General features: G+C 46.3%; 9 protein-coding genes and 5 tRNA genes. All 14 read left to right on the forward strand.

Going from position 1 to position 14,329, the window contains the following annotated elements:
* The first annotated feature begins 58 nt into the window (after positions 1-58).
* The 14 genes from VF685_RS05840 (at position 59) to rpoC (ending at position 14,260) form a co-directional block, all read left to right on the forward strand.
* A tRNA-Thr gene (locus VF685_RS05840) sits at positions 59-134 on the forward strand.
* 56 nt (positions 135-190) lie between these two features.
* Positions 191-274: transfer RNA gene (locus VF685_RS05845), tRNA-Tyr, on the forward strand.
* 36 nt (positions 275-310) lie between these two features.
* A tRNA-Gly gene (locus VF685_RS05850) sits at positions 311-386 on the forward strand.
* 15 nt (positions 387-401) lie between these two features.
* Positions 402-476 (forward strand) — tRNA-Thr (locus VF685_RS05855).
* Positions 477-624: 148 nt separating this feature from the next.
* Positions 625-1,815, forward strand: coding sequence for an elongation factor Tu (gene tuf / locus VF685_RS05860; RefSeq protein ID WP_152342173.1), 1,191 nt, complete (start codon positions 625-627; stop codon positions 1,813-1,815).
* Positions 1,816-1,866: 51 nt separating this feature from the next.
* Positions 1,867-1,942 (forward strand) — tRNA-Trp (locus tag VF685_RS05865).
* 72 nt (positions 1,943-2,014) lie between these two features.
* Positions 2,015-2,455, forward strand: coding sequence for a preprotein translocase subunit SecE (gene secE, locus VF685_RS05870; RefSeq protein WP_005181678.1), 441 nt, complete (start codon positions 2,015-2,017; stop codon positions 2,453-2,455).
* 7 nt (positions 2,456-2,462) lie between these two features.
* On the forward strand, positions 2,463-2,996 hold the full coding sequence (nusG, locus tag VF685_RS05875; RefSeq protein ID WP_005181681.1) for a transcription termination/antitermination protein NusG: 534 nt from the start codon (positions 2,463-2,465) through the stop codon (positions 2,994-2,996).
* Positions 2,997-3,114: 118 nt separating this feature from the next.
* The gene (rplK, locus tag VF685_RS05880) at positions 3,115-3,543 is read left to right on the forward strand and encodes a 50S ribosomal protein L11 (RefSeq protein ID WP_004868049.1); all 429 of its coding nucleotides are present in this window, start codon (positions 3,115-3,117) and stop codon (positions 3,541-3,543) included.
* Between the two features lie 3 nt (positions 3,544-3,546).
* Positions 3,547-4,242, forward strand: a complete 696-nt coding sequence (gene rplA, locus VF685_RS05885) for a 50S ribosomal protein L1 (RefSeq protein WP_005181684.1) — start codon at positions 3,547-3,549, stop codon at positions 4,240-4,242.
* 349 nt (positions 4,243-4,591) lie between these two features.
* Entirely contained in the window at positions 4,592-5,098 is a 507-nt protein-coding gene (gene rplJ / locus VF685_RS05890) for a 50S ribosomal protein L10 (protein WP_075167586.1), read from the forward strand.
* A 48-nt stretch (positions 5,099-5,146) separates the two neighbouring features.
* Positions 5,147-5,518 carry a 50S ribosomal protein L7/L12 gene (gene rplL, locus VF685_RS05895; protein WP_004774018.1) on the forward strand — a complete coding sequence of 124 codons (372 nt, stop codon included), beginning with the start codon at positions 5,147-5,149 and terminating at the stop codon, positions 5,516-5,518.
* 310 nt (positions 5,519-5,828) lie between these two features.
* Positions 5,829-9,917: a DNA-directed RNA polymerase subunit beta gene (rpoB, locus tag VF685_RS05900; RefSeq protein ID WP_104470485.1), complete on the forward strand. Its 4,089-nt coding sequence runs from the start codon at positions 5,829-5,831 to the stop codon at positions 9,915-9,917.
* A 152-nt stretch (positions 9,918-10,069) separates the two neighbouring features.
* Positions 10,070-14,260: a DNA-directed RNA polymerase subunit beta' gene (rpoC, locus tag VF685_RS05905; protein WP_075167624.1), complete on the forward strand. Its 4,191-nt coding sequence runs from the start codon at positions 10,070-10,072 to the stop codon at positions 14,258-14,260.
* Positions 14,261-14,329: the final 69 nt, after the last annotated feature.

Here is a 14,329-nt window from a genome sequence, read left to right on the forward strand (position 1 = left end):
TCAAGTTTTGCTAAACTGCACACCGTTCCGATACGAAACGTACGAAACACTAAGAAACGCCGGCATAGCTCAGTTGGTAGAGCAACTGACTTGTAATCAGTAGGTCCACAGTTCGAATCCGTGTGCCGGCACCATCTTAGAGAATTCGAGATGTGAAGTAAAGAACGAGCACTGCAATAAGTGTGATATTGGTGGGATTCCCGAGCGGTCAAAGGGAGCAGACTGTAACTCTGCCGCGTAAGCTTCGAAGGTTCGAATCCTTCTCCCACCACCATTAACTTCGAATGAAGTGGTACATTACCAACAATGTGCGGGAGTAGCTCAGTTGGTAGAGCGGCAGCCTTCCAAGCTGCATGTCGCGAGTTCGATCCTCGTCTCCCGCTCCATCATCGAAGATGATCGCTCTTATAGCTCAGTGGTAGAGCACTCCCTTGGTAAGGGAGAGGTCTCGAGTTCAAATCTCGATAAGAGCTCCAGATACAGTTTAGCAACTTGGTTGCATGAGATTTAAAAAAAGCAGGCTATTTAGTCTGCTTTTTAAGTATTAGGTGTCTAGTTTTTTAGGCGATATGTCGAGGCTGAGTATTGCTCAGATTGTGTTCGACGTAAACGAGGAAAATAAACATGGCTAAGGCTAAGTTTGAACGTAATAAGCCACACGTTAACGTGGGCACAATCGGTCACGTTGACCATGGTAAAACAACTTTAACAGCTGCAATTGCAACTGTATGCGCGAAGAAATTCGGTGGTGAAGCGAAAGATTACGCTGCAATCGACTCTGCTCCAGAAGAAAAAGCACGTGGTATTACAATTAACACTTCTCACGTAGAATACGATTCTCCAACTCGTCACTACGCTCACGTTGACTGCCCAGGCCACGCCGACTATGTTAAAAACATGATCACTGGTGCTGCTCAGATGGACGGTGCGATCCTTGTTTGTTCAGCGACTGATGGTCCAATGCCACAAACTCGTGAACACATCCTTCTTTCTCGTCAGGTAGGTGTACCTTACATCATCGTATTCTTAAACAAATGCGATATCGTAGACGACGAAGAGTTAATCGAATTAGTTGAAATGGAAGTTCGTGAACTTCTTTCTACTTACGACTTCCCAGGCGACGACACTCCAGTAATCCGTGGTTCTGCTCTTGCAGCACTTAACGGTGAATCAGGTCAATATGGCGAAGACGCTGTTGTAGCTCTTGTTGAAGCGCTTGACACTTACATTCCAGAGCCAGTACGTGCAATCGACCAAGCATTCTTAATGCCAATCGAAGACGTATTCTCAATTTCTGGTCGTGGTACAGTTGTAACTGGCCGTGTAGAAACTGGTATCGTTAAAGTAGGTGAAGAAGTTGAAATCGTTGGTATCAAAGATACAGCGAAAACAACTGTTACTGGCGTTGAAATGTTCCGTAAGCTTCTTGACGAAGGTCGTGCTGGCGAGAACTGTGGTGTTCTTCTACGTGGTACTAAGCGTGAAGAAGTTCAACGTGGTCAAGTACTTGCTAAACCGGGTTCAATCAAGCCGCACACTAAATTCGACGCAGAAGTATACGTACTTTCTAAAGACGAAGGTGGCCGTCACACTCCATTCTTAAATGGTTACCGTCCACAGTTCTACTTCCGTACTACGGACGTAACTGGTGCGATCCAGCTGAAAGAAGGCGTTGAAATGGTTATGCCAGGCGACAACGTTGAAATGTCAGTAGAATTAATCCACCCAATCGCAATGGACGCTGGTTTACGCTTCGCGATCCGTGAAGGTGGCCGTACTGTAGGTGCGGGTGTAGTTGCTAAAGTAACTGCATAATTATAAAATAAGTTTCACAAGCCGAAGTTTGCGGATTTCGGCTTGTTCTACAGGCCAGTAGTTCAATTGGTAGAGCGTCGGTCTCCAAAACCGAATGTTGGGGGTTCGAGTCCCTCCTGGCCTGCCATTTTTCAAAAAAAGCTTGATGCTGGCAAAACTGGTCATATAATAAGTCGCGAATCCTACGACGAGTACAAAAATGTCGAATGATAAATCGCGTGACGCATTAAGCGAAGCGCCAATTCCTCAAAGAAATAATCCTGCTGAAGTTGTAAATTCGGGTTCTCCATTAGACTACGTGTTGTGGATTATCGCCTTGATTTTATTCATTGCGGCAACCATGGTGAATCAGCATCTACCAGCGTACTGGGCACCGGCAAATGATATTTGGGTGCGCGTTGGGGTAATTTTGGCTTGTATCGTAGTGGCTTTAGGTTTATTATACGCCACCCATCAAGGCAAAGGCTTTGTTCGTTTATTGAAAGATTCACGAATCGAGCTGCGTCGAGTGACTTGGCCAACCAAGCAAGAGACAGTGACCACATCTTGGCACGTACTTGCAGTTGTAGTTGTAGCATCCATTTTATTGTGGTGTTTTGACTACGTTTTAGGTTGGGCAATTAAATTTATTATCGGGTAAGAGAGCTATGAAACGTTGGTACATTATTCATGCCTATTCTGGTTATGAAAAACAAGTGATGCGTTCGCTTAATGATCGAATCCAGCGTAGCGCTGTTGCCGATAGCTTTGGTGAAGTCCTAGTTCCTACCGAAGAAGTGGTAGAAATGAAGGATGGTAAGAAACGTAAATCTGAGCGTAAATTCTTTCCGGGCTATGTGCTAGTCGAAATGGAAATGAATGATGATACTTGGCACATTGTAAAAGAATGTCCAAAAGTATTAGGTTTTATTGGTGGTACACCGGAAAAACCTGCGCCAATTACGCAGCGTGAAGCTGATGCGATTCTTGCACGTGTACGCAATACTGGTGAAGCACCTCGTCCGAAGACGATGTTTGAACCAGGCGAAGAATTACTGGTAATTGACGGTCCATTCACCGACTTTAAAGGCGTGGTGGAAGAAGTCCTTTACGACAAGTCGCGTTTAACGTTGACGATTAATGTATTCAATCGACCAACACAGGTTGAGCTGGAATTTCGCCAAGTCGAAAAATCAGTTTAATTCACTGCTGGTTGAAAACGCCCGATTTGTTATGGATCGGGCATTGTTGTTGTAACGGTATCGTTACTTAGAAATCATTGGGGAGCCTAGCGGCGTTTGTACCCAGAGGTAATTGAAAATGGCTAAGAAGATTGACGGCTATATCAAGCTGCAAGTTCCAGCTGGTAAAGCAAATCCATCTCCACCAATTGGTCCTGCACTAGGTCAACGTGGTGTTAACATCATGGCATTCTGTAAAGAATTCAATGCTGCGACACAAAAAGTTGAAGCTGGTCTTCCAATTCCAGTAGTGATCACTGTGTACAACGACAAGTCGTTCACATTCATCATGAAAACTCCACCTGCTGCTATTCTGCTTAAGAAAGCTGCTGGTATCCAGAAGGGTTCAGCTGTACCAAATAAAACTAAAGTTGGTAAGTTGACTCGTGCTCAGTTAGAAGAGATCGCGACTACGAAAGAACCAGACTTAACTGGTGCTGACTTAGACGCGCGTGTACGTACCATCGCTGGTTCTGCACGTTCTATGGGCTTGGAAGTGGAGCTATAAGACATGGCAAAGTTAACTAAACGTCAAAAAGCCATTGCTGCTGCTGTAGAAGCAAACAAAGTTTATACTTTAGAAGAAGCAGTACAAGTTCTTAACAGCCTTCCTGCAGCTAAATTCAAAGAATCTTTGGATGTATCTGTAAACCTAGGTGTTGACCCTCGTAAATCTGACCAGGTTGTTCGTGGCGCGACTACACTTCCTGCAGGTACAGGTAAAACTGTACGTGTAGCTGTGTTTGCTCAAGGCGCTGCTGCTGAAGCTGCTAAAGCTGAAGGCGCGGACGTAGTTGGTTTTGATGACCTGGCTGAAAGCATCCAAGCGGGTAACCTTGACTTTGACGTAGTAATTGCTGCTCCAGATGCAATGCGCGTTGTAGGTAAATTAGGTACAATCCTTGGTCCACGTGGCTTAATGCCAAACCCTAAAGTGGGTACGGTTACTCCTGACGTAGCAACTGCAGTTAAAAATGCAAAAGCTGGTCAAGCACGTTACCGTGTAGACAAAGCGGGTATCATCCACGCTGCGATCGGTCAAGTAGGTTTTACTGCTGAAGCTGTTCGTCAAAACGTTGAAGCTCTTGTAGCTGACCTGAAGAAAGCAAAACCTGCGACTTCTAAAGGTGTATACATCAAAAAGATCACTCTAAGCTCAACTATGGGTCCTGGTCTGACTGTTGATGTAAACAACGTTTCTAACTAAGTTTAACTTAGACAGAATTTTAAAGTCCTGAGTGAAATTTAAAGCACTGCTTTAAATTTCACGCAAGAGAGGGTATAAGCTTCACTCGAAGCATAGCTTCTCGTCTTGCGGATCGGCAAAGCGTTGCTTTGCTGATCGATCCTCAGGCGGACTTTGAATTGGTAAATGAGAATTTATCAGCGTCAAAGACCTCAGGCGAGGAGAGTTTTATGCTCTTCTCTTAAAATCCCAGCCTGCGTAGACGCGGTGGTGTGATTTATTCCTCCTCCGCGTGTGAGTTCAGTGATGAATTCACGAATTGGGAGTGTATCCCTTGTGGATACATAAATCACCGTTAGGAGGTTTTACAATGGCTCTTCTTATCGAAGACAAAAAACAGATCGTAGCAGAAGTAAACGAAGTTGCTTCTCGCGCGTTCTCTGCTGTTGTTGCTGACTATCAAGGTTTAACCGTTGAGCAATTAACTGCTTTACGTGTTGAAGCGCGTAAGCTTGGTGTTACGACTCGTATCGTGCGTAATACTTTGGCTAAGCGTGCATTCGAAGGTACTCAATTCGATATCTTGAATGCAACTCTTGTTGGTCCAACAATCTTAGCTTTCTCGACTTCTGAAGACGACATGGGTGCAGCTGCACGCTTGTTCGAAGATTTCGCTAAAACAAACAAAGCATTTGAACTTAAAGCTGCTGCATTTGACGGCAAGGTTTATCAAGGTGCTGAAGTTAGCGTGATTGCAAATCTTCCGAACCAAGAAAAAGCGCTTACTATGCTTGCAAACGTTCTTCAAGCTCCTATTTCGAAATTGGGTCGCCTTATTACAGCACTCAAAGAGAAAAACGAGTCAGAAGCAGCTTAAGCTTAAATCAATTTACACACCATTCAATTTCCATTTGGAGTTATTCTCATGGCTTTAACTAACGAAGAAATTTTAAACGCAGTTGCTGAAAAAACTGTTCTTGAACTTGTTGAACTGATCTCTGCTTTCGAAGAGAAATTCAACGTATCTGCTGCTGCTGTTGCAGTTGCTGCTGCTCCAGGCGCTGGCGCTGCTGCTGCTGAAGAGCAAACTGAATTCAACGTTGAGTTGACTTCTTTCGGTGCAAACAAAGTTGCAGTAATTAAAGCAGTTCGTGAAGCGACTGGCCTTGGTCTTAAAGAAGCGAAAGACATGGTTGAAGGTGCTCCAGCAGTACTTAAAGAAGGCGTTTCTAAAGAAGAAGGCGAAGAGCTTAAGAAGAAACTTGAAGAAGCTGGTGCTACAGTTACACTTAAGTAATAGCTTAAGCGGAGTCGATTTTTTTTATAATCGACTCCAAAAAATGGCTGATGGCTCTTGGGTCATCAGCCTTTTTGCGTTACAATAATCGGCTCGATTTTTGTTTGCATGATATAAATTTCATACAAATTAAAAATAAAGATAACAATCAAACGCTTACCAATATTTTTCAATGTTAAAAAATATTGTTAAGCGTTTTAATACCACTAAAAATTGCAGCATTTGTAAAGAGTGGTGGCCATATCGGCCTGCGTAATTCCTTCTGAGCCCGTTCTGCAGGCGGGCTTGGTTTACTTTCCGAGGACTCCAGATGGCATACTCATATACCGAAAAGAAACGGATCCGTAAGAATTTTGGTAAATTGCCCCAAGTCATGGAAGCACCGTACCTGTTGGCGATTCAAGTCGACTCGTACCGTACTTTCTTGCAAGATGGCAAATCTCCAAAAAACCGCGAAGATATCGGTCTCCAAGCCGCATTTCGTTCAGTTTTTCCTATAGAAAGTTATTCTGGCAATGCTGCTTTAGAATTTGTTGAGTATAGTCTTGGTAAACCAGAGTTTGATGTACGCGAATGTATCCTTCGCGGCTCAACTTATGCGGCACCAATGCGCGTTAAAATTCGTTTGATCCTGAAAGATCGTGAAACGAAATCAATCAAAGACGTACGTGAACAAGAAGTCTATATGGGCGAAATGCCATTGATGACGGATAACGGTACTTTTGTGATCAACGGTACCGAGCGTGTAATCGTATCGCAATTACACCGTTCACCAGGCGTATTCTTTGACCATGACAAAGGTAAGACTCACTCAAGCGGTAAAGTGCTGTATTCAGCGCGTATCATTCCTTACCGTGGTTCATGGTTAGACTTTGAATTTGATGCCAAAGATTTAGTCTATGTACGTATCGACCGTCGTCGTAAATTACTAGCGACTGTGGTTCTGCGTGCCCTGAACTATAACAACGAACAGATTCTTGACCTGTTCTACGAAAAAGTTCCTGTTTACCTGGATATGGGTAGCTATCAGATCGACTTGATTCCAGAACGTCTGCGTGGCGAAATGGCACAATTCGATATCATTGATGCCGATGGTAAAGTCATTGTTGAACAAGGTAAGCGTATCAACGCACGTCATGTTCGTCAAATGGAAGCCTCTGGTCTGACCAAACTGTCAGTGCCGGATGAATACTTGTACGAGCGTATTACTGCCGAAGACATCGTGCTGAAAGATGGCGATGTGATTCCAGCCAACACCCTGTTAAGCCATGAAGTGATGGTGAAACTGGCTGAAGGCGGCGTGAAGCAGTTCAACATCCTGTTCACCAACGACATCGACCGCGGTTCATTCATTGCAGATACGCTACGTGCCGATACGACTACAGGTCGTGAAGAAGCACTGGTTGAAATCTACAAAGTGATGCGTCCAGGCGAGCCACCAACCAAAGAAGCAGCTGAGAACCTGTTTAACAACCTGTTCTTCTCTTCTGAGCGTTATGACCTGTCACCAGTCGGCCGTATGAAATTCAACCGTCGTCTGGGTCGTCCTTACGAAGTGGGTACTGACCAGAAGTCGCGCGAAGTTGAAGGCATCCTGTCGAACGAAGACATCACTGATGTACTGAAAACATTGGTTGAAATCCGTAACGGTAAAGGTGAAGTCGACGATATCGACCACTTGGGTAACCGTCGTGTTCGTTCAGTGGGCGAAATGACCGAAAACCAGTTCCGTGTGGGTCTGGTACGTGTTGAGCGTGCTGTAAAAGAGCGTCTATCACAAGCTGAAACTGACAACCTGTCTCCGCAAGATCTGATCAATGCGAAGCCAGTGGCTGCAGCCATCAAAGAATTCTTTGGTTCAAGCCAGTTGTCTCAGTTTATGGACCAGAACAACCCATTGTCTGAAATCACCCACAAACGTCGTGTATCGGCGCTTGGTCCAGGTGGTTTGACCCGTGAACGCGCAGGCTTCGAAGTGCGTGACGTACACCAGACTCACTATGGTCGTGTGTGTCCAATTGAAACGCCTGAAGGTCCAAACATTGGTTTGATCAACTCGCTGTCTGTTTATGCCAAAGCCAACAGCTTCGGTTTCTTGGAAACGCCATACCGTAAAGTGGTTGATGGTCGTGTAACAGATGAAGTTGAATATCTGTCTGCGATTGAAGAAGTAGGGACTGTGATTGCACAGGCCGACTCGGTTGTAGATCAGGACGGTAACCTGACTGAAGAATTCGTTTCTGTACGTCACCACGGTGAATTCGTACGTATGTCACCTGAAAAAGTGACCCATATGGACGTATCTGCTCAGCAGGTGGTTTCTGTTGCAGCATCGCTGATTCCATTCCTTGAACACGATGACGCCAACCGTGCATTGATGGGTTCCAACATGCAACGTCAGGCCGTACCTACATTAATCGCGGACAAACCGCTGGTTGGTACCGGTATGGAAGCCAACGTGGCACGTGACTCCGGTGTGTGTGTGGTTGCAGGCCGTGGTGGTGTGATCGAGTTTGTTGATGCATCACGTATTGTAATTCGCGTGAATGAAGATGAAATGATCGCGGGTGAAGCAGGTGTAGATATCTACAACCTGATCAAATACACGCGTTCAAACCAGAACACCTGTATCAACCAGAACGTTGTGGTACGTTTAGGCGATAAAGTTGCACGTGGTGACATCCTGGCGGATGGTCCATCGACAGATGGCGGTGAACTGGCCCTGGGTCAAAACATGCGCGTGGCGTTCATGACCTGGAATGGTTACAACTACGAAGACTCGATCTTGCTTTCTGAGCGTGTGCTTCAAGAAGACCGTTTAACGTCGATTCACATTCAGGAACTGTCATGTGTTGCACGTGATACCAAACTGGGTGCTGAAGAAATCACGGCTGATATTCCAAACGTCGGTGAAGCTGCGCTGTCTAAACTGGACGAATCAGGTATCGTTTACATCGGTGCAGAAGTGACTGCCGGTGACATCCTGGTGGGTAAAGTAACACCAAAAGGTGAAACTCAGTTGACGCCTGAAGAAAAACTGCTTCGTGCCATCTTCGGTGAAAAAGCAGCGGATGTGAAAGACTCCTCTTTACGTGTTCCATCGGGCACCAAAGGTACAGTCATCGACGTTCAAGTCTTTACCCGTGATGGTCTGGAAAAAGACGAACGTGCACTGGCGATTGAGAAAGCGCAGCTTGATGCATACCGTAAAGACTTGAAAGAAGAATACAAAATCTTCGAAGAAGCAGCACGTGAACGTATTGTCCGTCTGTTAAAAGGTCAGGAATCGAATGGCGGTGGCGGCACTAAACGTGGCGACAAACTGTCTGAAGATATGCTGTCTGGTCTTGAACTGGTTGATCTGCTTGAAATCCAGCCAAGTGACGAAGCGATTGCGGAACGTTTAACGCAAATTCAAACCTTCTTGAAAGAGAAGAGCTTTGAAATTGACGAGAAATTCGCCGAGAAGAAACGCAAACTGTCTACAGGTGATGAACTGACCACTGGCGTACTGAAAGTAGTTAAGGTTTACCTTGCGGTGAAACGTCGTATCCAGCCAGGTGATAAGATGGCGGGTCGTCACGGTAACAAGGGTGTTGTATCCAACATTCTGCCGGTTGAAGACATGCCACACGATGCCAACGGTGTGCCGGTAGACGTGGTACTGAACCCGCTGGGTGTACCATCGCGTATGAACGTGGGTCAGATTCTGGAAACGCACTTGGGTATGGCAGCCAAAGGTCTGGGTGATCAGATCGACAAGATGCTGAAAGAACAGCGCACCATTCTTGAACTGCGTGAATTCTTGGACAAGATTTACAACAAGGTGGGCGGCGAGCAAGAAGATCTTGACAGCCTGACGGATGATGAAATCTTGGCGCTTTCTGGCAACCTGCGTGCTGGTGTTCCATTGGCAACACCTGTATTTGACGGTGCTGAAGAAGGTCAGATCAAAGACTTGCTTGAACTTGCGGGTCTGTCACGTACCGGTCAAACCGTATTGTATGATGGCCGTACGGGTGAGCGTTTCGACCGTCCTGTCACTGTTGGTTACATGTACATGCTGAAACTGAACCACTTGGTTGATGACAAGATGCATGCGCGTTCAACTGGTTCTTACTCATTAGTAACACAGCAGCCGCTGGGTGGTAAGGCACAATTCGGTGGTCAGCGTTTCGGTGAGATGGAAGTCTGGGCACTGGAAGCATACGGTGCAGCTTATACGCTTCAAGAAATGCTCACTGTGAAGTCGGATGACGTTGAAGGCCGTACCCGCATCTATAAGAATATTGTAGATGGCAACCATTATATGGATCCGGGCATGCCTGAATCGTTCAACGTATTGACCAAAGAGATCCGTTCTTTAGGTATCAACATTGAACTGAAAAATGGTGACTAAGAATCTCCATTAAATCTCCCCAAACCCCTCTTTATAAAAGAGGGGCTTCCCCCTTAACAAAGGGGGACTGAGGGAGATTAAAATTCAGTTAAAAAACAATATTTGTGACCCAGTCGGAAAGTGAAAATCTTACCGGCACACGGAGAAAAAAATTGAAAGACTTGCTCGATATCATGCGCAAAAAGACGGACTCAGACGGTCATGCTCCTGTAGAGTTTGACCGCATCCGTATTGGTCTTGCGTCACCAGAAATGATTAAGTCGTGGTCTCATGGTGAAGTTAAAAAGCCTGAAACCATTAACTACCGTACCTTCAAACCAGAACGTGACGGTTTGTTCTGTGCCAAAATCTTTGGTCCAGTCAAAGATTACGAATGCTTGTGTGGTAAATACAAGCGTATGAAATACAAAGGCGTCATCTGTGAAAAATGTGGCGTTGAAGTAACAACTGCAAAAGTTCGTCGTGAACGTATGGGTCACATTGAGCTTGCTTCTCCAGTAGCACACATCTGGTTCTTAAAATCACTGCCGAGCCGTATCGGTCTGTTATTAGACATGACCTTACGTGATATCGAACGTGTTCTGTATTTCGAATCTTATGTGGTGACTGACCCAGGTATGACTCCGTTTGAGAAATACCAGCTTCTGAACGATGAAGAATACTTCAATGCGTTGGAAGAGCACGGTGATGAATTCACAGCGAAAATGGGTGCAGAAGCGGTTCAGGATCTGTTAAAAGACATCGATCTTGAAAACGAAATCTCACGCCTGCGTGAAGAAATTCCACAAACAACCTCTGAGACGAAACTGAAAAAAGCGTCTAAGCGTTTGAAATTGATGGAAGCGTTCAAAGAGTCGAACAACAAGCCAGAATGGATGGTAATGAATGTACTGCCAGTACTTCCACCAGACCTTCGTCCGCTGGTTCCGCTTGAAGGTGGCCGTTTCGCAACGTCTGACCTGAACGACCTTTATCGTCGTGTGATTAACCGTAACAACCGTTTGAAGCGTCTTCTTGACCTTGCAGCGCCAGACATCATCGTACGTAACGAAAAACGTATGTTACAAGAGTCTGTAGATGCATTGTTAGACAACGGTCGTCGTGGTCGTGCAATTACCGGTTCGAACAAACGTCCGCTGAAATCTTTGGCCGATATGATCAAAGGTAAGCAAGGTCGTTTCCGTCAGAACTTGTTGGGTAAACGTGTTGACTATTCAGGCCGTTCGGTGATTACCGTAGGTCCTACTTTACGTTTGCACCAATGTGGTCTTCCGAAGAAAATGGCGCTGGAACTGTTCAAGCCGTTCATCTTTGCGAAACTGCAAGCGTCTGGTCAAGCCACTACCATTAAAGCTGCGAAGAAAATGGTTGAGCGCGAGACGCCAGAAGTTTGGGATGTTCTTGCATCTGTGATCCGTCAGCATCCAGTGATGTTGAACCGTGCGCCAACCCTTCACCGTTTGGGTCTGCAAGCGTTTGAACCGATCCTGATTGAAGGTAAAGCGATCCGTCTGCACCCGCTCGTTTGTGCTGCGTTCAACGCCGACTTCGACGGTGACCAGATGGCGGTACACGTACCATTAACACTTGAAGCGCAATTAGAAGCGCGTGCGTTAATGATGTCGACCAACAACATTCTGTCTCCAGCCAACGGTGAGCCAATCATCGTACCGTCTCAGGACGTGGTCTTGGGTCTTTACTACATCACCCGTGATGCGGTAAATGCCAAAGGTGAAGGCATGGTGTTCGCAGATACGCATGAAGTTAACCGTGCCCTTGCAACCGGTCAGGTTGATCTGCACGCTCGCGTAAAAGCGCGTGTATACCAAACTGTCATCAATGACAACGGTGAGCGTGAGCAACAAACTATTGTTGTAGACACCACACCAGGTCGCTGCCTGCTGTGGGAAGTTGTGCCAGAAGGTTTGAGCTTCGAGCAAATTAACGTTGAGATGACCAAGAAAAACATCTCTAAGTTAATCAACTCTTGCTACCGTAAACTGGGTCTGAAAGACACGGTCATCTTTGCTGACCAATTAATGTACTTGGGCTTCCGTCAAGCGACGCGTTCAGGTGTATCGGTTGGTATGGAAGATATGGTTATTCCACCAAGCAAACAGGCGATCATTGACAAGGCAGAAGCTGAAGTTCGTGAAATCGAACAACAGTTCGAACAAGGTTTCGTAACGGCCGGTGAACGTTATAACAAAGTCGTCGATATCTGGGCACGTACCAATGACCAGGTAGCGAAAGCGATGATGGACAACTTGTCTTTCACCACTGTGAAAAACAAACAGGGTGAAGACGAGAAGCAGAAATCATTCAACTCGATCTACATGATGTCGGATTCTGGTGCCCGTGGTTCGGCAGCTCAGATTCGTCAGCTTGCAGGTATGCGTGGTCTGATGGCGAAGCCGGATGGCTCGATCATTGAAACGCCAATTAAGGCGAACTTCCGTGAAGGTTTGACCGTACTTCAGTACTTCATTTCAACGCACGGTGCGCGTAAAGGTTTGGCCGATACTGCACTGAAAACTGCGAACTCGGGTTACCTGACGCGTCGTCTGGTTGACGTTGCGCAAGACTTGGTGATCACTGAGCCAGATTGTGGCACCATGGCTGGTCTGGTGATGACACCATTCATTCAGGGCGGTGACGTGATCGAGAACCTGGGTACGCGAGTACTGGGTCGTGTGGTTGCTGAAGACGTGAAGAAAGCCGGTTCAGATGAAGTGATCCTGCCACGTAACACCTTAATTGACGAAAAACTTGCCAACTTCCTGGAAGAGCAAGGTGTCGACGAAGTGAAAGTACGTTCAGTAGTATCATGTGAATCGACCTTCGGTGTGTGTGCGAAATGTTATGGTCGTGACCTTGCACGCGGTCACTTGGTGAACCCAGGTGAATCTGTGGGTGTTATGGCGGCACAATCAATTGGTGAGCCAGGTACACAGTTAACCATGCGTACCTTCCACGTGGGTGGTGCGGCAAGCCGAACTTCTGCTGCCAACAGCGTTCAAGTGCGTAACAAAGGTACCGTACGTTTCCACAACGTGAAAACTGTACAACATGCCAAAGGTCACCTGGTATCGACCTCTCGTTCAGGTGAAATTGGTATTGCAGATGACTTAGGTCGTGAGCGCGAGCGCTATAAACTGCCTTACGGTGCGTCAATCTTGCTGAAAGATGGCGAAGCGGTAGAAGCAGGCGGTATCGTGGCGACTTGGGATCCGCATACCCATCCACTGGTAACTGAAGTTGCAGGTAAAGTACGTTTCAGCCAGATCGCTGATGGTGTCACTGTAACCTCGAAAACTGATGATGCAACCGGTATGTCAACGATCGAAATCCTGCCAGTGACTTCACGTCCTGCATCAGGTAAAGATTTGCGTCCTGCTGTTGTATTAGACACAGTGGATGGTGGTGAACAGTTCTACTTCCTGCCACAAAACACCATTCTTTCTGTCCGTGATGGCGAAACAATTGGTGTCGGTGATGTTATCGGTCGTGTACCACAAGAATCTTCACGTACCCGTGATATTACCGGTGGTCTGCCGCGTGTAGCTGACTTGTTCGAAGCACGTAAACCGAAAGAGCATGCGATCCTTGCAGAAGTGTCGGGTATTGTGAGCTTCGGTAAAGAGACCAAAGGTAAGAACCGTCTGGTGATTACTCCGGATGATGGTTCAGAGATCTACGAAGAGCTGATTCCGAAATGGCGTACCATTAACGTGTTCGAAGGCGAGCATGTGAACCGTGGTGAAACCATTTCTGATGGTCCACAAAACCCGCATGACATCTTACGTCTGAAAGGTGAAGTGGCGTTGACCAACTACATCGTGAACGAAGTTCAGGACGTTTACCGTCTGCAAGGTGTAAAAATCAACGACAAGCATATTGAAGTCATCGTACGTCAAATGCTGCGTAAAGTTGAAATCACTGACGGTGGTGATACCAGCTTCATCAAAGGCGAACAGGTGGATTACATCCGCGTGGTTCAAGAAAACCAGGCTGTACTTGCACAGAACAAGTTCCCAGCGAAGTTTGATCGCCAGTTGATGGGTATTACCAAAGCATCGCTGTCGACGGATTCGTTCATCTCTGCTGCATCGTTCCAGGAAACCACACGTGTGTTAACTGAAGCGGCTGTAACCGGTAAAGAAGATGATCTACGTGGTCTGAAAGAAAACGTCGTTGTAGGTCGTCTGATCCCAGCGGGTACAGGTTTGGCTTACCACTTAGAGCGTCGTCGTCAGGAAGCAGAAGCTGCAGAATTTGAACTGCAAAATGACTTCTCTGATGTAGACCAAGCATTAAGTCAGGCATTTAACCAGGAATTCTAAGCTGGTGAAATGACACAAAGAGACGCCTTCGGGCGTCTTTTTTTATGCCTGAAAAAAGGGTATCGCGCT

The organism is Acinetobacter sp. Brlt_5 (assembly GCF_051949055.1).
Lineage (GTDB): Bacteria > Pseudomonadota > Gammaproteobacteria > Pseudomonadales > Moraxellaceae > Acinetobacter > Acinetobacter indicus.